The sequence below is a fragment of the Lentzea sp. HUAS12 genome, from assembly GCF_024125735.1.
GTDB classification, from domain to species: Bacteria; Actinomycetota; Actinomycetes; order Mycobacteriales; family Pseudonocardiaceae; genus Lentzea; species Lentzea albida.
In genome coordinates this window covers 1207019-1228153 of the sequence record NZ_CP099738.1, presented here as the reverse complement: position 1 = coordinate 1228153, position 21135 = coordinate 1207019, and the positions used below count along the sequence as shown (strand labels likewise).

13 protein-coding genes and 2 pseudogenes are annotated in these 21135 nt (G+C 71.6%); 4 read left to right on the top strand and 11 right to left on the bottom strand.

What is annotated here, in order from left to right; all coding sequences use genetic code 11:
- Positions 1 to 14: 14 nt before the first annotated feature.
- From ND450_RS05665 to ND450_RS05645, 5 genes are all read right to left on the bottom strand, one after another.
- The gene (locus tag ND450_RS05665) at positions 15 to 1016 is read right to left on the bottom strand and encodes a S1 family peptidase (RefSeq protein ID WP_253325099.1); all 1002 of its coding nucleotides are present in this window, start codon (positions 1014 to 1016) and stop codon (positions 15 to 17) included.
- A gap of 790 nt (positions 1017 to 1806) precedes the next feature.
- The gene (locus ND450_RS05660; protein WP_253325098.1) at positions 1807 to 2664 is read right to left on the bottom strand and encodes a hypothetical protein; all 858 of its coding nucleotides are present in this window, start codon (positions 2662 to 2664) and stop codon (positions 1807 to 1809) included.
- Between the two features lie 76 nt (positions 2665 to 2740).
- Positions 2741 to 3712, bottom strand: coding sequence for an ABC transporter permease subunit (locus tag ND450_RS05655; RefSeq protein WP_253325097.1), 972 nt, complete (start codon positions 3710 to 3712; stop codon positions 2741 to 2743).
- Complete coding sequence (locus ND450_RS05650) at positions 3709 to 4599, bottom strand: ABC transporter ATP-binding protein (RefSeq protein ID WP_253325096.1); 891 nt, start codon at positions 4597 to 4599, stop codon at positions 3709 to 3711. The genes ND450_RS05655 and ND450_RS05650 overlap by 4 nt, the downstream gene beginning before the upstream one ends.
- A complete protein-coding gene (locus ND450_RS05645; protein WP_253325095.1) occupies positions 4596 to 4991 on the bottom strand; it encodes a GntR family transcriptional regulator in 396 nt (131 codons plus the stop codon). Before ND450_RS05645 ends, ND450_RS05650 begins: the two co-directional genes overlap by 4 nt.
- A gap of 164 nt (positions 4992 to 5155) precedes the next feature.
- On the opposite strand from ND450_RS05645, the gene ND450_RS05640 reads away from it, so the two are divergent.
- Together ND450_RS05640 and ND450_RS05635 are read left to right on the top strand one after the other, a co-directional pair.
- Positions 5156 to 5323: a hypothetical protein gene (locus ND450_RS05640; RefSeq protein WP_253325094.1), complete on the top strand. Its 168-nt coding sequence runs from the start codon at positions 5156 to 5158 to the stop codon at positions 5321 to 5323.
- An 80-nt stretch (positions 5324 to 5403) separates the two neighbouring features.
- Positions 5404 to 5621 (top strand): annotated as a pseudogene (locus tag ND450_RS05635) (LuxR C-terminal-related transcriptional regulator); the annotation flags it as partial.
- Between the two features lie 41 nt (positions 5622 to 5662).
- Here the strand turns inward: ND450_RS05635 and ND450_RS05630 are convergent.
- Positions 5663 to 6952 (bottom strand): annotated as a pseudogene (locus ND450_RS05630) (DUF6357 family protein); the annotation flags it as partial.
- A gap of 167 nt (positions 6953 to 7119) precedes the next feature.
- On the opposite strand from ND450_RS05630, the gene gntA reads away from it, so the two are divergent.
- On the top strand, positions 7120 to 7845 hold the full coding sequence (gene gntA / locus ND450_RS05625) for a guanitoxin biosynthesis heme-dependent pre-guanitoxin N-hydroxylase GntA (protein ID WP_253325092.1): 726 nt from the start codon (positions 7120 to 7122) through the stop codon (positions 7843 to 7845).
- A 938-nt stretch (positions 7846 to 8783) separates the two neighbouring features.
- A complete protein-coding gene (locus tag ND450_RS05620) occupies positions 8784 to 9101 on the top strand; it encodes a hypothetical protein (RefSeq protein WP_253325091.1) in 318 nt (105 codons plus the stop codon).
- A gap of 52 nt (positions 9102 to 9153) precedes the next feature.
- Here ND450_RS05620 and ND450_RS05615 read toward each other — a convergent pair whose 3' ends face one another.
- The 5 genes from ND450_RS05615 to ND450_RS05595 all read right to left on the bottom strand — a co-directional run bounded on the left by ND450_RS05615 (position 9154) and on the right by ND450_RS05595 (position 21119).
- A complete protein-coding gene (locus ND450_RS05615; RefSeq protein ID WP_253325090.1) occupies positions 9154 to 9414 on the bottom strand; it encodes a hypothetical protein in 261 nt (86 codons plus the stop codon).
- 36 nt (positions 9415 to 9450) lie between these two features.
- Positions 9451 to 9636, bottom strand: a complete 186-nt coding sequence (locus tag ND450_RS05610) for a hypothetical protein (protein WP_253325089.1) — start codon at positions 9634 to 9636, stop codon at positions 9451 to 9453.
- A 135-nt stretch (positions 9637 to 9771) separates the two neighbouring features.
- Complete coding sequence (locus tag ND450_RS05605) at positions 9772 to 10770, bottom strand: hypothetical protein (RefSeq protein WP_253325088.1); 999 nt, start codon at positions 10768 to 10770, stop codon at positions 9772 to 9774.
- Positions 10771 to 10843: 73 nt separating this feature from the next.
- A complete protein-coding gene (locus ND450_RS05600) occupies positions 10844 to 11557 on the bottom strand; it encodes a 3-keto-5-aminohexanoate cleavage protein (RefSeq protein ID WP_253325087.1) in 714 nt (237 codons plus the stop codon).
- The gene (locus ND450_RS05595) at positions 11478 to 21119 is read right to left on the bottom strand and encodes a non-ribosomal peptide synthetase/type I polyketide synthase (protein WP_253325086.1); all 9642 of its coding nucleotides are present in this window, start codon (positions 21117 to 21119) and stop codon (positions 11478 to 11480) included. Before ND450_RS05595 ends, ND450_RS05600 begins: the two co-directional genes overlap by 80 nt.
- Between the last annotated feature and the right edge of the window lie 16 nt (positions 21120 to 21135).

Here is a 21135-nt window from a genome sequence, read left to right as displayed (position 1 = left end):
TCACCGGGTGCGGGTCAGGTCACGATCGAGACGCCGAACCTGGCCTGGACGCGGCTCCACATCTCGGCGTACCTGGTGGTACCGCTGGAGGCGATGTGGTGTCCGCGGATGTGCTTGTCGTCCGCGGACACGCTGAGCGCGTAGAACGGTGCGCCGGAGTCGCCGCCCTGCGGCAGGGTTCCGCCGCTGTAGACGATGACGGGCGACTTGCAACCGCTGGAGGTGCAGACGGTGCCGGTGATGCTGCTGACGGTGTGACCGCAGTGCTCACCGGTCGTCCGCCCGCTGTGGCAGTAGTTGTTGAAGCCGACGATCGGGTTGGCCGCCGACGCCACGTGGTGTCCGGTGGAGCTGTCGACACCGCCGACGTAGACGAACGGGGCGTAGGACTGGCCGCCGAGCAGGACCATGTCCTCGCCGGGCAGGCCGTTGCCGCTCGCGACGCCGACGACGCGGCCGCCGAGTTCGGTGACGGCGGTGGCACCGTTGGCGAAGCAGTGGCCCGCGGTGACCATGAACCTGGTGCCGGCCGAGTTCTGCACGGTGTAACCGGCCGAGCAGTGGCCGTTCGGGGCGGCGAAGGTGATGCCGGAGCCACCCCAGAACGCCGGCACGTCGTCCCGCCGGGTGAAGTCGTCGGTGGCGGTCTGCTTGCGGACCTCGACGAGACCCTTGCTGTTGTCGCCCACCAAGGAGTCCACGACGTCGGACGGCGCGTCCGTCTCGACGACCACCTTGCCGGTGAGCGCGTCGGCGTACGCGCCGAAGGTGTACTTGGTGCCCTTGGCCCGGACGTGCTGGAGGATCCGCGACTGGATCGCCGCGGACGCCTGGGTGGCCTCCGCGCTGACGGTCAGGGCGGCCTTGCCGGCGGCCAGGTCGGCCGCGACCGGCCGCTGGTCCCCCAGCTTCGCGGGGGTGTCGGGCTTGCCGTCACCCAGCGCCGGACCGGCGACGAGCCCCAAGGCGACCGCCGCTATGACGATCGAGGTCGAAATTCTTCTTCTCGGACGCACGCGTTTTCCCTTCCTGGACGGGAATTTCGTGAGCGGGAGACGCCCCCTCCGGGTCTCCCAGGAAGCTAGTGCCGCAGCACGACGACCAGATACGGCATTGCTGTCTTCCATTTCGGGAAAACGCGGCCGCGTCAACTCAAGCGCAGGTCAGAGCATCACTCATACAGGCGTTTAGCCGACATAAAAGCACCGAATAGCAGCCCAAAAGATTTTCGCAGGGTCCAGACGGTCGCACACGAAAATACGTGAGGCCATCCGGATGGAAATATTCGCACTGAAAACATCAACCTCGATCTTGCCGCGACGCCAGGCGTCTCGCACAGACCGCCCGAAGAGCGGCTGCAGGACCTCGGTCGCCGCGCTCAACGCCACCGCGAGACCAGCACCACGAGCGGCCGTCGTGTCGCGAGCACCGCACACCACACGACCGGCACCGGCAGCAGTCCGTTGAACAGTTCCGACACCCCGACCGGCGAGAAGCCGTCGAGGAGGCGAACTGCGTACCGACCAACGCCCAGCCCGGTTGCGAGCGCGGAGGGAACCGGCTTTCACCCGAACGTCCGCGCCGCCCACCACGCGCCGGCGCCCAGCACCACCGCCCTTACGACCGCGCCGCCTGCGGTCAGCGGATCGAGAACACGAAGACGACGGCGTCGAGCACCTGCCTCACGTGATCCACCCCAGCGCACCCCCACAAAGGAATCCGATGCGGCGCGGCGCACTGGGCGACGGGGTTCCCGCCGGATCGGCGGACGACCGGGAGCGCGGCTACCGAGGCCCCACGGCGAACTCACCGCGACATGGCGCTCGCCTTCACCGGCTCCTTCTGCCGGGTGTTCGCCGAGAAGTGGGCGACCGCGATCGCTCCGGCGATCGCCACGACGAACCCCGTGGTGGCGGCGGCCACGTACCCGTCGCGGACGGTGTCGCCGAGGTAGACCAAGCCGACGAACGACGACAGCGTCGTGTTGGTGGTGAACATGATCGCGGTCACCCCGGTCGGGCCTCCCCGCTGCAGGGCCATCGCGAACAGCGCCGCCGCGACGAGTCCGTTGAGGACGATCGACCACGCCGCCGGTTCCAGGACGAGCCGCCACACGGCGTCGGGGAGGTGGAGCGTCCGAGCCGAGATGCCGACGACGCTGTAGGAGACACCGGAGCCGAACGCCAGCGCCACCGTCGCCCACACGTGCCTGTGACGTCGTGCGTAGAGGACGATCGACGCCACTGGGATCGCGATGGCGACGAGGCCCCACCGCCACTGCGGCGGGAGGGGTTGTGCGGGACCCGGCTGCGCGGACACGCCGAGCAGGACCAGACCGGCCGCACCGACACCCAGCGCCGCCCACACCTGCGCACGCAGGTGGGAGCCCATGAGAGCGCTGATCATGGCGGTCACGCCGACGCTGAACGCCAGCATCGACTGGACCAGGAACAGCGGCAACCGGTGCAGGGCCGCGGAAGCGCACACGAAGCCCAGCAGGTTCACGCCCAGACCGAGGAAGTACAGCCACTGGCCCCGGAGTGCGATCAGATCGAGAGACCTTCCGCCGTACGCACCCGCACGCCGCACACCCATGGACTCCAGGATTGAACCACTGCCCGACGCCAGGGTCGCCAGCACGGCGAAGAGGTAACCCAGTGCCATTCGTCCATTGTGTCAGCCGCTGTCCGCGGCGGTTGCAACATCCCCGGAAGCGGGTGCGGGGATGTTGCCGGGCCGTCTACACGACACGGCGCCGCACCCGCCACACCACCACCCCGATCGCGACCGCGGCGACGGTGGCGAACAGGGCCGCCTCGACGATCTGGAACGCCCAGAACCGGTCGGCCGGGTGGTAGACCTCGACCTGCTGGACGCCCCGCGCGTGCAGGAACTGGTGGAGGTTGGTCCCGGCCCGGTCGGCGGCGGCCTCCAGCTCGAGGTACTCGCTCGAGGTCAGCCTGCGCCCGGCGGCGTCGGCGTAGCCGTGGTCGATCGTCCAGTCGGCGAAGCCGGGCCGGTGGCCCGCCCGGTCCTCGGAGCCGCCGGCGGGAACCGGCTCCACGCTGGTCAGCGGTGTGGCGTAGGCCGGACGGGCCAGCAGCCCCACCGCCATCCGCGCGGCGAGGAACGCACCGAAGGCGACACCGAACGCGGGCAGGCCGCGCCGAAGGACCGCCCCGGCGGCGGTGGCGATCCCGAACGCGAACAGCGCGTACGCCACCGGAACGAGTCCTTGCAGGTCGAAGGCGTCGTACTGGAACCGTCCCTCCCACGCGTCGAACGGCTGGCGGAACCACGTGAGCACTGCGGTGAACGTCCCGGTGAGCGCGGCGGTGACGCCGGCCAGTGCCGCGAGCTTGGCCGCCAGCCAGCGCGTCCGCGGCACGGCCTGCGTCCAGGCGAGCTGCCAGGTGCCGTCCTCCAGTTCGCGCGCGAGCAGCGGCGCGCCGAGGAACGCACCGATGACGACAGGCATCAGGTAGAAGGCCGCCAGGAGGTTCTCGACGAACCCGTACTCGTCGTCGAGCCGGCGGAAGGAGGCCACGCAGGCCTCGTCGAGTCGGGCCTCCCCCGCACACCGGGCGGGACCGCCGGGGAACAGGTCGTGGGCCTGCGTCCCGAGCACGAGCAGGGCGATGCCGAACACTCCGACGAGCAATCCCAGGACGCAGACCTCGGTCCGGTGCTGGCGCCAGATCAACCAGGTCATGCCGCTCCCACCGCCGTGACGTCCGCGCCCTGCCGGCGCAGGTACGCGAGCACCAGGTCTTCGAGCGCGACCGGCTGCGCCTGCCACCCCGGCGCGACCGGGAGCGCGCCGTCACGCACCAGCAGGGTCGTGTGCCGCTCGCTGTGGACGGTCTCCACGACCGCGCCGGACCGCTCGGGGTCGGTGGCCGTGCGCGGGCCGACGAGCAGCCGGTGCTCGGTGAGCAGGGTGTCGATGTCGCCGGTGAGCCTGACCCGGCCGTTGTCGAGCACGACCAGGTGATCGCACACGCGCTCCAGCTCGTGCACGACGTGGGAGGAGAACAGGACGGTCACGTCCCCTTCGGCCACCGCGCCCATGAGGACCTGCATGAACTCGTGCCGGGCCAGCGGGTCGAGGCTCGCCACCGGCTCGTCGAGGACGAGCAGGTCCGGGCGCTTCGCCAGTGCCAGGGCGAGCGCGACCTGGGCCTGCTGCCCGCCGGAGAGCGTGCCGGTCCTGCGGTCGAGCGGGATGCCCAGCTTCGCCAGCCTGCGCTCGGCCAGGCCCTGGTCGAACCGGAGGTTGCAGGCGCGGCCGAAGCGGAGCATCTCGGCGACGGTGAAGCGCTTGTACAGCGGGTGGTCCTGGGCCAGGAACCCGATCCGCGACAGGGTGCGCGGGGTGCTGGCGGTGACGTCGTGGCCGAGGACCTCCACCGTGCCGGCGCTCGGGGCCAGCAACCCGACGACCAGGTGCAGCAGCGTGGTCTTGCCCGCGCCGTTCGGCCCGACCAAGGCGATCACGCCGCCCGCCGGCAGGGCCAGGGTGCAGTCGCGCAACGCCCAGCCCTTCCGATACCGCTTGCCCACTCCGTCGGTGCGCAGCGCGAACTCGCTCGTCGTCACGCCACGCCCTCGTTCCGCATCTCCTGGTGCACGGAGGCGAGGAGCGCGTCGACCGCCTGTTCGTCGAGACCGGCCGCGTAGGCGCGGCGCAGCCAGGTCGTCAGGCCGCGGCGCAGCGACGTGTACGTCGACGCCGGCACCACGGCCGACTGCCGCTCGTCGACGAACGTTCCCTGGCCGGGCCTGCCTGTGACCAGGTTCTCCTGCTCCATCTGCCGGTACGCCTTGGCGACGGTGTTCGGGTTGATCGCCAGCTCCTCCACCACCTCGCGGATGAGCGGGAGGCGGTCACCGGGCTGGAGGAAGCCGAGCAGCACCGCCTGGCGCACCTGCTGGACGAGCTGCAGGTACGGCGGCACGCCGGAGCGGGTGTCGAGCCGGAAGACGAACACGAGGTCTCCTCACTGCTTTACTAGTACCATAGTAAAGCAGTGAAAGGCTTCGGATCACAGCGGTTCGACGGTGCCGTTGCGGCACGGTCCCTCGCGTACCGGCTCGGGCGCGGGAGCGGTTCAGCACGGCGTCCGCGCTGGAGGAGCTGTGGGACCTGCTCGGTGTGCTGCGCGGCGATCCGGAACGACCCCAGTCCTCGCACGACCGCCTGCCCGGCCTGGTCGCCGACCTCCGCGCCTCCGGGATGGACGTCGTGTTCGCGACCACCGTGGCCGGCGAACCACCCGACCTCCTCGGGCGAACCGGCTCCGCGTCGTCCAAGAAGGACTGACCAGCGTCGCCGAACACTCCCCCGGTGCCGGCGTGCGGGTCACTCCGGAGGGAACGGCCGGCGACGAACTGCGCGTGAACGTCCGCAACTCGCCCGCCACGGCACGGGTGATAGCCGACGCCACCGGGGGCCGCGGTCCTCCGCCTCACGCCGCGAAAGCCGTGATGCCGCGCGTGCCAGACTGCCCACTTCGACCGAACCCGAGCTCGACACCGCGCGGGCCATCGCGGACGGGCTGAGCAACCCGGAGATCGCCGAACGGCTGCACATCAGCGTCGCGACGGTGAAAGCGCACACCGGGCGGTGACGACGATCCGCCGTTGCCCGGCCGGACGCGTGTCACGACCAGTTGCCGAGCTCCGCGTCGATGCGGGGATCGGAGCGGACCCACACCTCGCCGGTGGCGGCTCCCGGCGGGGCGTCGACGCGTTCGAGTCCGAGCGTCCGCACCAGCTCCAGCAGGTCGTCGCGGGCCGGACCCGCCTCCTCGACCGTGCGGCTGTCGAAGAGGACGTGGTGCACGTCCCAGCGGTCGTTGTACCCGGAGTCCGCCCAGATCTCGCAGAACCTGGTCAGCGCCTCGCGGTCGAGTGGCGCGGCCTGCTGCCCGTCCGGTGCGGGCGTCGCCGCGAAACCCCTCGCGACGTCCTCCTGGCCCCACCACTCCCCGGCCTCCGCGACCGCCGCCGGGGTGAAGTCCGGTGGCGCGAGGAAGGGTTCGAGGAGCCGGCCGACGCCGGTGGCCTCGATGCCCAGCCCGTCCTCCTCCAAACGCGCCACCAGGCCGTCGGCCATCGCGCACGGGCCGGAGAAGGTGAAGATCCCGGTGGCGGCCACCGGTGTGCCGCCCCCGGGGTGCGCGGAGCCGGGCGTCGTGGCCGTTTCCGGCACGTTTCCCACCAGGGCGAGCAGGTCCGCCGGTACGCCGTCGTACAGGGCCGCGTCCTGTGCGGCCGCAAGAGCGCTGGACCGGTCGAACGTCACCACGAGGCCCCGTCCGTCTGCGGTGAACCAGGCGTCGACGGTGTCACCTGTCCCGTAGGCGTAGTGGGTGACGCCGGAGACCGTGACGGGCTCGCGTCCGTCGACGCGGGTCAGGACGTCCAGCCGGCGGCGAAGCTCGCGCGGGTGGGTCCGGCGCAGCACGGACCGGTCGAACGCGGAGCGGAGCTCCCCGCCGCGGTCGCGTTCCCGCTCGCCTCGGGCGACTCGCCGCTCACGATGGGCCGACCGGGCCCGCAGGAAGCTCTCGACGTCCGGGAGCCAGGGTCCGTGCGGGTCGAGTGCGGCGACCCCGCCGCGGGCGAACTCGGCCGCCAGCCTCCGGTGGTCGCCGCTGGAAGTGACGACCCGGTACTCGGTGCGCGAGTCCTGGAACCCCTGGATGCGGCAGATGGCCCCGACGTCCAGCAAGAACACCAACGCTTCCTCGCTGTCCGAGTCCTCCACGCAGAACGACGTGTTGTCCGCACCCCGGTGCCGGGCGACGAACTCCAGGAAGGCGTCCACAGCGGACTGGTTCCCGCCTGGGAGCCACTGCTGCTCGTTGTCCCCGTCGTCGCTGAAGGTCAGCGGTCTCGCCATCCGCCCATTGTGACAGGCGGTGATCGCGACGCCTTCGACGTCCTCGCCCGGAGCGGCAGGCTCGGCCTCTGCCGTGGGAGCACCACCCCACCTCCGATGGGTTCACCTGGGCGATCGCACACGAATTCAGCGATTACCGCCCAATGGGCGTGAAATTTACATTCCTCAGTACTCTAACTCTGGGTAGTCACGCCGGAGAGAGGTGCAGTGAAATGCGCGAGGTCAGAGCAGATCTTGAATCGTTCATCCAGACCTCGGAATTCAGCTGCCTCGGCGCTCGCGCGGCGTTGAAGAAGGGCTCGATCGTCCATCACCACTACCGCGCCCTGGGGGATCCCGAGTCGGCGCGCGCCCACCACGGCGACCTGCTCGAGTACGCCCGTGACATCCGGCCCACGTTGTCGGACAGGAGTTTCCGCACCTTCGTGTCGACGTTCGACGAGCCGGGCGGGACTCTCGACGAGCACGAGCACGAGCGCCTGCTGTGGCGCCACCTCCAGCTCATCCACGACATCGACAGCCTGACCCACGGCCTGGACGAGAACACCACTTCCGATCCGAGCGCACCGAACTTCGGTTTCCACGTGGGCGGGCACGCGTTCTTCATCATCGGCCTGCATCCTGGCTCGTCCCGCGCCAGTCGTCGTTTTCGCCTGCCCGCCCTCGCGTTCAACTCGATCGCGCAGTTCGCCGCGATGGGCGAGAAGTTCTTCTCGATGCAGGGGGCGATCCGCAAACGCGAGGTGACCAACAACGGCTCGGTCAACCCGAGCTACAGCACCTACGAGTACCAGATGCCGGCGAGGCTGTTCGCAGGCCGTTTCAGCGAGGAGGACTGGAAGTGCCCGTTCACCTCGCGGCACGAGCCGTCGTCGGCGAAACCCACCGCGGACCTGGTGCGGCGCGCACTCGCGGATCTGCGTGACAGCGGTTCGTGATCATCGGCCGGACTCGACGACCGGCATCGGAAGACCCGCGGGAGCATCGCGGAAGACGACGGACAGGGCGTCGTCGAGCACGCCCTGTTCCTCGGTTCGGCGGCGGACTGTGCCGCGCCGATCGCTCCCTCCACCGCGAGCAGACCGGCCGACGGCACGGCCACGACCAGCACCACCGTGTCCGCCGGCACGGTCACCCCGAGCCGTAGCGACGACGCCGTGCCCGAGCGGATCCCCGCCGCTTCAGCGGCCCGGCTCACCGTGCGGTACCTCCGCACGGCCGTCTCCTCGGCCCGCGGGCCGGGCACGAACCGCAACCCGTCACCAGGTCCGTCGCCGGCGCGGACGCGGCGACCAGGGCTTCCTGCTGCCCGGCCACTCAGGCGTGCCGGCAGCGGCGAGAGGTCGTCACCACCCGCCGTCACGATCAGCAGCAGCCCGAGCCGCACCTCGACACCGACCAGCACCGCGCAGCGGACGCCCAGGGCGGCGAGCGATCCGGCCAGACCCGAGATCCACACCACCCGCTCGCGAGATCTGGTCCGCGTCCGACGACGCGATCGTCAGCAGCTCACCCCGGTGCCGCACGGCCGCCGAACCGCCCACGCGCAGGATCCGGGCCCGAGCTCGACGCGCAGCGCGTGCGCCTCGCCGATGACCGCCCCTGTGCCGACCGGGCGGACCAGCGGTAGCACGTGTTCAGCGCGGCGAACAGCACCACCAGTCCCCCGACGCACAGCACCAGCGCGGTGACCTCACCGCCGCGTGGAGTTGGTCGGCACGAGAGGGTGACCGGTTCGGCGACACCGCCCCCTGCCGCGCACCGCGGGCTCGCCCGAGGTCACACGCACCGGGCGGTGTCGGTCGTTCGACCGACTGCGGGCGGCAGCACCGCCGGATAGGTTGCGAAGGACGCCCGGAGCAGCTGGAGGAGCACCATGACGACCACGCGGCGGATCCTCACCGGTCTGGCCACCGCAGGTCTCTTCGTCTCCGTCGTCGGCGCGGGATCCGCCACCGCCGCGACCAAGGGCAAGATCTACATCTCCAACAACTGCGGCAAGGCCGTCGCCACGACGATCCACCGCACCAGCGGTGCGATGATCGCGGGCACCTCGGCCGCGCCGGCAGGCAGCTACTTCGGCTACCCGGTCGACCCCGGCACCTACGTGGTCCGCGTGCCCGCCGGGAACCGCACCGTGACGATCCTCGACCTCGGCGGCAAGGCGCACACGGCCGTCGTCAGAGCTTGCTGAACCGTTCTGCCACAACGCGATGGCCGTCACCGGCGTGGTGACGGCCATCGCGTCAGAACGAGGTGCAGCCGCCGACTTCCCAGTCCCGCAGCGAGACGTCCGCCATGGCGGACGCGGTCACCGCGACGGCGGTGTCGACCGGCACCGGGACCATCGACTCGATGATCAGGACCGTGCCCCGCGCGAGGTCGTCCATCCGCCCTGCCCAGCCCGGCGGCAGCAGCGAGATCAGCCGCGCCGCCGCTATCGAGGCGTGGGGGGCCACGTCCGGGTCCTTGGCCCGGAGCGTCACCTGGAACGTTCGCGTGTGCACGGTGCTCACCTGACTCTTCGAGCTGTCAGCGGTGGGTCAGAGGGAGGCGCACTGCCACCCGTTGCTGTCGGGGCACTCCGAACTGGTGGTGGTGGCGCCCACCGCCTGCCAGCCGTTGCTCTCCTCGCTGGCGACGAACGCGATCAGCAACAACGCCGCGCCGAGCAAGATACCGGACAAACCGAGCGAGAGTTCGCGGCGCAGGGCGAGGTGGAACGACATTTTCTTCCCCCGGTGCAGTGACGGGTGGTTGTTGGACACCAAGAGATTCGCATTCTCCTGCTCGGCGCCGACAGATCCGCCACCTTCATCATGCTGTCCGGGCGGTGCAGCTTGCTGCCGCGTGATTGCGATTGATCACAGCCAGCCGCGATCTTTGGCGAGCAGAGCTGCCTGAAAGCGGTTCGATGCGCCTAAACGGGTCATGAGTTCGGCGACGTGCCTGCGGAACGTGCGCACCGACATGCCCATCTCCCGCGCCGCGATCTCGTCTTTGCTGGAATTGCTGAGAACGGTGAGGATCTTCTTCTCCAGCAGCTGGAGGTGTTCCTCGGTGGAGGGAGGTGCCTCGCTGGCCACGACCGGCCGGGCATCGCTCCACACCCGTTCGAAGAGGGCGATCATGCTCGTCACCAGGCTGGGCTGGCGGATGATCAACGCGCCGCGCGCGCTGTTGCCGGGGTCGATCGGGACGACGGCGACCGTGCGGTCGTAGATGATCATCCGTTCCATCGAGTGCTCGACCGAACGAACGTTCGCACCCGATGCCACGAGCTCCTGGACGTACCTCTCGGTGCGGTCGTCGGCCACCGCCTCGTGCAACACGATCGTCCGCATCCGGACGCCACGGCGCAGGCAGCGCAGGTCGAGCGGCCGGGCGGCCTCGATGTACGCGGCGGACAGGGGGCCGTCGGGCTGCATCGCCATCACCTCGCGGTGAGCGAAGAAGGCGAGGTCGTCCAGGCGGGCGCGGATCTCGTCGAGTCCCTCGATGCGTTCGATGTCCGACGAGACCGGGCTCAGCCTGCCCGCCTGCTGGTCCTCGAGGAGCAACGGGATGGCGGTCCGCGCGGCCGAGACGTTGCGCAGTTCCTCGTTGAGGGCCTCGATGCGGCCCTCGATCAGCTTCTCGATTCCCACGACCGGGTCCATCGCCACCACACCCCGGTCGCGGTGGTGGCGCACGAGACCGAGTTCCTTCAGCCTCTCGAACGCCCGGTCGATGGAGTGGCGATCTGTGTCAAATGTTATTTCGTCGAGGTCCGGCGCGAAATTCGGATGTCGCAGAAAGAACCGGTACAACATCTCCTCGATGGCCGTTAATCCCAGTTTGGACAGTACCTGTTCACCGGCCATCTGGTTTCCCCCGAACTATTTTCGCCGTGTATACCACGACCCAGGCGGCATCAAACGTACCACCTGCCCTCCATCAGGGAAGCCTATAGGCAAAAGCGGCTCGGACGAGTTCGAAATTGCCGGTCGCCGGCTCACCACCGGGCAGGACGAGGGTGTCCTCCAGTCCGATCCGGGTGTCGAGGCCGCGGGCGAGCGCGATGCGCAGGACCTCCCACGCGGCGCCACCCTCGCCGTGCAGCAGCACGGGGCGGTCGAAGCCGGCCAGCTCCTCCAGCGCCGTCTCCACGGCGGCGGACGCCGTCGCCGGGTCCTCGTCGGTGATCTCGGCCAGCACGCGCGTCACGAGGTGCGCGTGCGGCCAGTCGAGGAACCTCTTGGCGCCCTCCGTGCCGGAGAACAGCCCGGCCTCGATGCCGACTCCCTTGTCCAGCAACGCTTCCGCGACGATCTCGGCGCCGTCCTCGTGCCAGTTGACCGAGGCGTGGTCGGGCAGGACGGTCCACGACCTGATCAGTTCCGCCCGGCGGTGCGGGGAGGGGTCGATCCAGTCGCCCGTCGTCACGCCGACCGGCACACCCGGCACGGCGGCGCGCACGGCCTCGACCGCGGCGCCGACGTGCTCGGGGGACAACGTGTCCTGGTCCTGCGAGTCCTTCGGGTGGATGTGGACGTCCTGCGCACCCGCCTCGACCGCGGCCCGTGCGGCCTCAGCCAGCTCGGCGGGGGTGAACGGCAGATGATCGGACGCGGAGCGGGGCAAGGCCCCGTTGAGGCACACCTGAAGCACTGCCCGATGTTGGCACATGAGCGCGTGGCTCGCAGAGTTGTTCCACGCGGGCGAACCGCGCCACGAGTTCCCGCGCCCACTTCGTGATCGTGGCCGCGTCGAACAGGTCGCTCGAGTACTCGACGTACAGGGCTTCATCCGGCACGACGGCGACGTAGAGGTCCGTACGCGCACACCCGTCCACGTGCAGTGGTGTCACACGCGTCCGCGCTCCTCCCAGGTCCACGCTCGCCGGCGGAGCCGTCATGACGCTGAACAGCACGTTCGGCAGGGTCGCGGGTTCGTCGTCGGGCAACGCGGCCGCGAGCACGTCGGGCAGCGGCACGTCCTGGTGGTCCAGCGCGGCGAACAGGCGCCGGCCGACGTCCCGGACGAGGTCCTCCGTTCCCAGCCGGACGCGGATCGGCACGACGTCGCCGAGCAGCCCGACGACCTCGGCGGTGGCCGTCGTGCGCCGTGCACTGGAGAGCGGGAGCACCAGATCGTCCGTGCCCATCAGCTCGCCCGCCCAGGTCGCGAACTCCGCCGCCAGCACCGCGACCGGGGTGGTCCCCGCCGCGTGGGCCGTCCGGGTGAGAGCCGCCCAGGTGGTCCCGGGCAACGCCTCCCGGTGGAGCGCGCCGCGCCCGGTCGCCCGTCCCGGCCGGTCGGCCGGCAGTGTCCACCGCACCTCGGCCCCGGACAGCTCGCGCCGCCAGAAGTCCAGGTCGCGCTCGGAGGGCTCGGGCCGGTTCCGCACCACGTCGAGGAAGCTCGCGGGGTCGTCGAGCTCCTCACCGGCGTAGAGCGCGGACAGGTCCCGCCACAGCAACGGCATCGAGGCACCGTCGGCGATCAGGTGGTGCACGACGAGCACGAACACCCAGCCGCCGGCCGTCCGGGCGAGCGCGCACCGCAGCAGCGGTGCCATTGAGAAATCGAATGGGCGGTTCGCCAGCTCGGTGCACCACGCGTCGACGTCGGCGGGCTCCTCGACCGGCAGGGCGATCTCACCGGCCTCCGCGGCCACCTGCCGCGGCGGTGTTCCGCACACCCGTACGCGCAGCGCGTCGTGGCGGTCCACGAGCGCGTTCACGGCCCGCCGCAACCGTTCCGGGTCCAGCTCACCGGTGACGTCCACCCGGTAGGCCATGTTGTAGACCGCGGTGCCGAACGCGGTCTGCTTGCGCCGCAAACGCTCCTGCGTCGCGGTGAGCGGTGCCAGGTCCAGGCGTCGTGCCATCGCGCGCACGGTCGGCTGGGCGAAGAAGTCCGCCATGGAGCACGTGACTCCCAGCTGGGCCGTCGCGCGGTCCACCAGCCGGATGGCCGCGAGCGAGTGTCCGCCCAGTTCGAAGAACGGCGTGGTCACCGGCACCTCCTCCACGCCGAGTTCGGCGCACCAGAGGTCGTGGACGGCCTGCTCCGCATCGGTGGTCGGCCGGGTGTTGACGTCCAGGGCCACGGACGCGGGCTCGGGCAGCGCGGCCCGGTCGACCTTGCCGCTCGCGGTCATCGGCAGCCGCTCCAGCGCGACCCAGCGCGTCGGGACCAGGTACGACGGCAGCACCCGGCGCAACGCGGCGGCGAGCCGCAGCCACAGGCCCGGTTCGCCGGAGGCACGCACGACGTACGCCACCAGTTCCGCCTCCCCGCGCTGGTCGCGCCGCACGACCACGGTGGCGTCGGTGACCTCGGGCAGCGCGCACAGCGCGTGCAGCGTCTCCCCCGGCTCCACCCTGTTGCCGCGGATCTTGGCCTGGTCGTCGACGCGCCCGAGGAACGCGAGCCGCCCGTCCGGCCGCCACCGCGCCAGGTCGCCGGTGCGGTACCAGACCTGGCCGGACTGATCGCGCACGAACGACGCGGCGGTCTCGGCGTCGCGGTTGCGGTACCCGCGGGCCAGCACGAACCCGCTGAGCCAGATCTCCCCGACCGCGCCGACGGGCACCGGCACACCGTCGTCGACCACGGCCACGCGCACCCCGTCGATCGGCCGCCCGATCGGCGGGGCGGCCGGTCCGGCGGCCGTGTCGACCGGGTGGTCGGTCACGATGATCGACGCTTCCGTCGGCCCGTACTGGTTGTGCAGCGCGCACTCCGGGTGCCGTGCGAAGAACGACCTGACCGCGGGGGTGAGCACCAGGGGCTCGCCGCAGCACAGCACGACCCGCAGCGACGGCGCGGACAGCCCGGACTCCAGCAGGGCGTTGAGCGGCGTGAACGGCATGAGCAGCCGCTCCACCCGGTGCCGCCGGACCACGTCGGCCAGCGCCGCGTGGTCGTGCCGCACCGAGTCGTCGACGAGCACGAGCGCGGCCCCGGAGGCGAGCGTCGAGAAGATCTCCTGCACGCTGATGTCGAAACCGGTGGACGTCCAGCCCAAGGTCCTCAGTGGACGGTGCTGGCGCTGCTGCCAGCGGACCACGTTCACCGGCCCGCGGTGCTCGACGAGCACACCCTTCGGCTGCCCGGTCGAGCCCGAGGTGTAGAGGCAGTAGGCGAGGTCGTCCGGCTTCACCGGGGGCAGCGGCACGGGATCGGCAGGGGCGGTGATGTCCTCGACCCGCAGCGTGGTTCCGGCGTCGAGCTCGGACCCGGCCGTGGTGAGCAGGACCCCGGCCCCGCTGTCGGAGATCAGGAACCTGCCGCGGGCGACCGGCAGCCTCGGTTCGACGGGCAGGTAGGCACCACCGCTCTTGAGCACCCCGAGCAGCGCCGCGACCAGCTCGGGTCCACGCGGCAACGACACCGCGACGATCTCGCCCGGTCGCGGGCCCAGCGCCTGCGCGATCTCGTCGGAACGCCGCTGCAGCTCGCGGTAGGTCCAGCTGCCCCAGTCACCGGTCAGCGCGACGTCGTCGGAGTCGCCGACCAGCTCGTGCAGGCACGCGTCCGGTTCGGGCACGGTGGCCCCCTGCCAGGACTCGATCTCGGCCCGGTCGGCGGGGCCCGCCGCCGTCAGTTCGGCGACCGTCACGTCCACGGAGGACACAGCGGTCTCCAGCACGTCGTCCACGCCCGCCAGCAGGCGGCTGATCGTGGCCGGGGCGAAGAGGTCGGTGCGGTACTCCGCGACACACCGCAGCCCGTCCGCGCTCTCGGTGAAGTAGAGCGAGAGGTCGTACGCGGACCGGCTGATCGGCGGGTCCAGCACCGTGGCCGTGAGGGGCCCGAACCGCACGGGCTGCTCGGTCTCGTACTCCACGAGCACCCGGAACAGCGGTGTGCCCTCGCCGTCGCGGTCGGGGTTGACCGCCGCCACCAGCTCGTCGAACGGCACGCCGCGGTGCTCGAACGCGGCCAGCGTCCCCGCCACCACCCTGTCCAGCACCTCGCGGAACGTGCCGGAGGTGTCGACGCGCAACGGCACCAGGTCGAGGAACAGCCCGATCGCGTCCTGTGCACCCGGCGGGCGGGAGCTGATCGCGGTGCCGACGACGACGTCGGTCTCCCCCGCGTGCCGGCCGAGGACCGCGCTCACCGCGGCCAGCACGACCATGAACGGTGTGGCCTTCAGCCCCGGGTCCTTCGGCACGGTGCGGAAGACCCTGGTCACCGCCGCGCCCTCACCGGTCGGCTCGGCCGGTGCCGGGAAGTCGGCCGGCAGCCGCAGCGGGCGCGCGCCGTCGAGCAGGTCCCGCCAGTGCTCGACGTCCCCGCCGGGTTCGGCAGCGGGCACCGGCACGAGCGGCGGCAGCGGCACGCCCTGGTAGTGCGCGGCGATGTCGCGCAGGAGCACACCGGTCGACGCCGAGTCGAACACGATGTGGTGCGCCACGACGTGCACCAGGTGCCGGTCCGGAGCGGTGCGCAGCACCGCCACCCGCAGCAACGGCCCGGTGGCCAGGTCGAACCGCACCCGTGCCGCCTCGGCCGCCATGCCGGCGATAGCGCTGCGTTCGGCCAGACCGACGGCCTCCTCGAACGCCCACTCGACCCGCGGTTCCGGCCGCACCTCCTTGAACGGCACGCCGTCCTCGGCGCGGAACACCGTACGCAGCGCGGGATGCCTTTCGACTGCACGGAGAACCGCCTTGCGGAACAGGTCGGCGTCGAGCTCGCCGTCGATCCTGACGAGCTTCGGCTCGTGGTAGAGCCCGCTGCCCGGTCGCAGCTGGTCCATGAACCAGATCCGCTGCTCGGCGGGCGTCAGGGCACGACGGGCCACCTTCTCCGCGCGCAGCAGGTCCAGGTGCCGCAACCCGTCGAGCACCCGTTCCCGCGGCAGCCCGAAGTCGACGAAGCAAGCGATCTCGTCCGCCCCGGCGGCCACGAGGGTGCCGGCCACCCGAGCCGCGTCGGCGACGGACCCGATGAGCGCGCGGGACTCGGAGTAGCGCTCGAACGCCTGGCGCAGCACGAAGTCCGAGTCCTCGTCCGGCATCTCGGTCAGCCCCAGGCTCTGCGCCTGGCCGGCGAGTGCCAGTGACGACCTCAGGTACCGCAGGAACGGCTCACGGGCCTCCTCGCGGGCCGTCTCGCCGTCAGCGCCGAGGTAGGTGTGCACCAGCACGACCACCCGGCCGGCCTCGGGGTCCAGGCCGGCGTCGGCGCGGGCCTTGCGGTAGCGGGAGATGTTGCGCGCCAGGTCCTCGACGGACTGGGTCATCAGGTTGGTCAGCACGCCGAGCCCGGCCTCGCCGGCCTTGACGTAGCTGTCCGGATTCCCGGCGATGGCGGTGAACATCGGCGGCACGTCCTGGATCGGGCGCGGTTGCAGCCGCACGGCCACGGGCTCCCCGGTACCGGACTTCGCGGTCACCTCGGCGCCGGACCACAACGCGCGGACCGTCTCCATGTGCTCGTACATCAGCTCGCGGTTGCGTGCGTACGCCTCCGGGGCGAGCGCGAAGTCCTTGGCGTGCCAGCCGCTCGCGAACCCGAGTCCGACGCGTCCGCCGGAGAGGTTGTCGACGACGGACCACTCCTCGGCGACCCGGATCGGGTTGTGCAGAGGCAGGACGACCGATCCCGCGTTCAACCGGACGTGCTCGGTGCGCGCGGCGATCGCGGCGGCCAGCACCGACGGGTTCGGGAAGAGCGCGCCGAACGAGTTGAAGTGCCGCTCGGGCAGCCACACCGCGTGGAAGCCGTGCTCGTCGGCGAACTCCGCGGCGGCGAGCACGAGCCCGTACTTGTCCTGCTGCGCCTCGTCGGGGTAGTCGCCGAAGAACGACAGGCTGAAGTCGCACGAGCCGGACGACACCGGGACGAGCGGCGGTTCCTCCGCCTCCTCGACCTCCTCGACTTCATCGGTGACGAGGTCCCCACCGAGGAGCGTGGCCACGTCACGCGGGGTCGGCGCCACGGTGAACAGGTCCTTCACCGGCAGGCGCACGCCGAAGTCGCGCTCGATCTCGCTGACCAGTCCCATGAGGGCGAGCGAGTCCGCGCCCAGCGCGAGGAACGTCTCGTCCACCCTGGGCTCGCCGGTGAGTCCGAGCCGCGTCGCGGTCAGCCTCCACAGCCCGCCCAGGACGTCCGCCGGACCGGTCTCGACCGGCGCGACGGCCCGCCCGCGCTCGAACGGGTAGCCGGGCAGCCAGATCCGCCTGCCGGTCGCGACCCCGGAGAGGTCGACGTCGGCTCCGGCGGTGTACGCCGCCGCGAGGGCGTCGAGGGGACGCCCTCCGATCCACCGGGCCTCCGGTTGCTCGGCGCGGCCCAGCCGGCAGAGCACCGAGTCGGTGCCGATCTCGATCCGCGGCCCGCTGTCCCCCAGTTCCGCGAGGCACAGGTCGAACCGCATCGGCTGCCGCAGGTGGTCGGTGAGGTGCGGCACGTCCACCACGGACCCGACGGGCAACCGCACCCCGTCGACCCCGCGGACCAGCGGAACGCGCAGCGGCGTGAACTCGGCGTCCGCCAGGAGCCGCGCGAACTCGTCGACGACCGGTTCCACGAACCGCGAGTGGAACGCCCTGTCCACCCCGAGCCGCGTGCACGGCACCCCGGCACGGCGGGCGGCCTCCTCGATCGCGTCGGTGTCGCCGGACAGCACGTGGCTGAACGAGCCGTTGACGACGGCCAGGTCGGTGCCGCTCGCCCGAGCGACGGCCTCGGCCTGCTCGCGGGTCGAGTGCACGGCCACCATCCCGCCCGGCCGGGTGCGGTCCGTCAGCGCGCCGCGGGCGACCGTCAGCCGCAGCCCGTCGTGCCGGGAGAGCCCGCCCGCCACGACCAGCGCCGCGTACTCGCCGATGCTGTGCCCGACGACGACCTCGGGCTCCACACCCCACGAGCGCCACAGTTCCGCGAGCGCCACCTGGTACGCGAACATCGCGGGCTGCACGGCCAGTTCGGCGGTGGGATCGAGCAACGCACGCAGGTCCGTGGTCTCGGACAGCTCGTCGACCACCGCGCGGAACACGGGGAACTCTGCGTACAGCTCCGCCGCCATGCCCGCACGGGCCTGGCCCTGTCCGGGGAAGGCGAAGACCACGGGACCGGAGGCGGGCTCGGTCAGCGGAACGTCCAGCGCGCCGACGAGGCCGGCGGTGGTCTCGGCGGTCACGGCCAGCCGGTGCCGGTGGCGCGGACGGGCGGCGAGCGTGGTGGCGACGTCGGCGACCGCGAGGTCCGGGTGGGCGGTGAGGTGGGCCTTGAGGGCGGTGACGGATTCGGCGAGGGCGTGAGGGGTTCGGGCGGACAACGGCACCACGGCGGCGCCGCAGGTCTGCCGCGGTGAGGGAACAGGCGGCTGTTCCACCACGACGTGGGCGTTGGTGCCGCCCACGCCCAGAGCGGTGACACCCGCCCGCCGCGGTTCTGTTCCATCCCAACGACCACCTGCTGTGGCCAGCTCGAACGGCCCGAGGTCCAGCGCGGAGTTCGGCTCCCCCACGCCCGGCGTCGGCACGATCTCGCCGTGCTCCAGCATCAGCACGGTCTTGATCAGTCCGACGAGCCCGGAGCACGTGTCGAGGTGCCCGACCGAGGCCTTGGCCGACCCGAGCCGCACCGGCCCGGGGTAGACCTCGCGCAGCGCGGACACCTCGATCGGGTCGCCCAGCGCGGTCCCGGTGCCGTGACACTCCACGTAGGACACCGACGAGGGTTCGACCCCCGCTCGCTTCACCGCGAGGCGGACGACTTCGGCCTGCCCGCTCACGCTCGGCGCGGTGAACCCGGCCTTCGCCGCGCCGTCGTTGTTGACCGCGGAGCCGAGGATGACGGCGTGCACGGCGTCCCCGTCGGCGAGGGCCTGGTCGAGGCGCTTGAGCACCACCGCGGCGACGCCGTTCCCGCCGACCGTGCCGTCCGCCTCCGCCGAGAACGGCCGGCACGCGCCGGTCGGCGACAGGATGCCGTCGGGATGTGCCTCGTACCCGGCGTCCTGCGGCAGGTGCACGGCGGCGGCGCCCGCCACCGCCACGTCGGAGTCGCCGGTCAGCAGCGACTGCACCGCGAGGTGGACCGCCACCAGGCCGGTCGAGCACGCCGTCTGCACCCCGATGGCGGGACCGGTCAGCCCGAGCCGGTGCGCGACCCTGGACGCGAGGAAGTCCGGCTCCACCCCGATCGCGATCTGCATCGCGGCGGGCACGTCCGCGGCGGACAACGCGTCCTGGTGCCCGTACAGGTGCATGCCGGAACCCGCGAAGACACCGACCCGGGACGACGTGCCGAGGCACCCCGCGTCCTCGAGCGCGCGGTAGCACTCCTGCAGGAAGAGCTTGTGCGCCGGGCTGGTCAGCTCGGCCTCGGCCGGTGTCATGCCGAAGAAGGCGTGGTCGAACGCGTCCGCGTCGTTGATCGTGCCCATCGCGCCGACGCGGCCAGGTGCGTCGAAGCGGGTGATCGAGCACCGGTCGGCGCGCAGGTTCGCCCAGAACTCCGCCACGTCGTCCGCGCCCGGCACCCGTGCGGCCATGCCGATCACAGCGATCCGGGTGTCCGTGGAGACCGGCTCGGGCGTCACGGGCACCGACTCCGCGCCCTCCAGGTACCGCACCAGCGCGGCGATCGACGGGTGGGCGAAGAGCGCGGTCTCCGGCAGCGTCACCCCGAGGTCGTGTTCCAGTTCGGTGCGCAGCCGCGCGAGCGTCACGGACGTCAAACCCAGGTCGTAGAAGGCTTTCGACGGATCAGCGGGCTCACCGCTCACCCGCTCGACGGCCGCGCGCACCACCGACGGCACGTCGGCGAGCAGCCGGCCGATCTCCCCGCGGCGGATCTTGCCGCCGCCGGTGCGCGGGAAGCGCGCGGGATCGACGACGACCACCCGTGCCACCGGCAGCCGCAGCCGCGCGAACACCGCGGCCCGGATCTCCTCCACCGGCACCGGATCGGCCGATCCGAAGACGAGCACGAGGTCCTCGGTGGCCAGCCGGGCGTTGGGCACCCCGCACGCGGCGACCCACCCGGCAGGTGCGCCCGCGTCCACCGCGACTGCCTCGATCTCGTGGCAGAAGTGGTTCTGCCCGTTGACGATGACGACGTCCCGCGCCCGCCCGGTGATCACGACCTGCCCGTCCAGCACGTACGCGAGGTCGCCGGTGTCGAACCACTCACCCGCGGGTTTCTCCTGTCCGACGTACCCCGGCGTGACCCGTGCCGACCGCACCTGCAACGCGCCGATCCGCCCTTCCGGCAGCACTTCCCCGCCGCGCACGACCCGGACGGCGGCTCCCGCGGCGGGCGGTCCCACCGGCACGAACTCCACGCACGGCCGGGACTCCCCGTCCGGCGCCAGTTCCAGCTCGCCGGCGAGGCTGTCCCGCACGACCCGGTGCACGCCGTCGGAGAACCGTCCGATGGTGATGCCCGTGCACGTCTCGGTCATGCCCCACGCGGGCCGCAGCACCGACTCCGGCAGTCTCAGACCGGCCGCGAACCGGCGCATCAGCTCGGCGGGGATCTGCTCACCGCCGCTGACCAGCGTCCGCACGTGCGACAGGTCCCACGAACGTCCCTCCGAGGAGTCCGCCACCAGCCGGTAGGCGAACGCGGGCGCCCAGCTGTGCTGTGCACAGTGTTCGACCAGGAGGTCCATCCACCGCAACGGATCCGACGTGACGAGGTCCGTTGCCACGTGCACGTTGGAGGCGCCGGTGAAGACCGGCAGCAGGTGGTAGAGCAGCAGGGCGCCGCTGTGGTCGAGCGGCAACCAGTTCAGCGTCGTCTCGCCGGGGCGCAGGTCGAGGCTCTCCCCCGCCCCCACAGCGAACTCCGCGAGCCCGCGGTGCGTCAGCGGGATCGCCTTCGCCGCACCGGTGCTCCCCGACGAGAGCAGCACCAGCGCCTCGCCGTCGTCGGCGCGCCCGAGCGGCTGGGGCGCGCGTCCGAACACCGGCACGGGTACCGCCCCGGCGAGCACGCAGGCCCAGAAGGCCGGGAAGAACTCCTGCAGCGGCAGGTCCGCGAGGACCACCCGCGAGCCGGGTTCGACGTCTGCGGACAGCTCGGTCGCGCGGGCGAGCAGCGAGGCGTAGGTGAGCGTGGTCGTGCCGGCCGCGGTCACCGTGGTCACCCCCGCACCGGGGAACCGGGCGGCGGCCCGGCGCAGGGCCGAGGCCAGGTCGAGCGGGAATTCCGCCGGGAACCTCAGCTCGGGTCCGCGGCACAGGGAGGTGGCCATGTCGGTCCTTCCACAG

What these genes read in the sequence shown, in the direction of transcription:
- ND450_RS05660 (WP_253325098.1), bottom strand. Translation starts at nt 2,664, where the DNA reads ATGGCACTGGGTTACCTCTTCGCCGTGCTGGCGACCCTGGCGTCGGGC.
- ND450_RS05655 (WP_253325097.1), bottom strand. Translation starts at nt 3,712, where the DNA reads ATGACCTGGTTGATCTGGCGCCAGCACCGGACCGAGGTCTGCGTCCTG.
- gntA (WP_253325092.1), top strand. Translation starts at nt 7,120, where the DNA reads ATGCGCGAGGTCAGAGCAGATCTTGAATCGTTCATCCAGACCTCGGAA.
- ND450_RS05620 (WP_253325091.1), top strand. Translation starts at nt 8,784, where the DNA reads ATGACGACCACGCGGCGGATCCTCACCGGTCTGGCCACCGCAGGTCTC.
- ND450_RS05610 (WP_253325089.1), bottom strand. Translation starts at nt 9,636, where the DNA reads ATGTCGTTCCACCTCGCCCTGCGCCGCGAACTCTCGCTCGGTTTGTCC.
- ND450_RS05605 (WP_253325088.1), bottom strand. Translation starts at nt 10,770, where the DNA reads ATGGCCGGTGAACAGGTACTGTCCAAACTGGGATTAACGGCCATCGAG.
- ND450_RS05595 (WP_253325086.1), bottom strand. Translation starts at nt 21,119, where the DNA reads ATGGCCACCTCCCTGTGCCGCGGACCCGAGCTGAGGTTCCCGGCGGAA.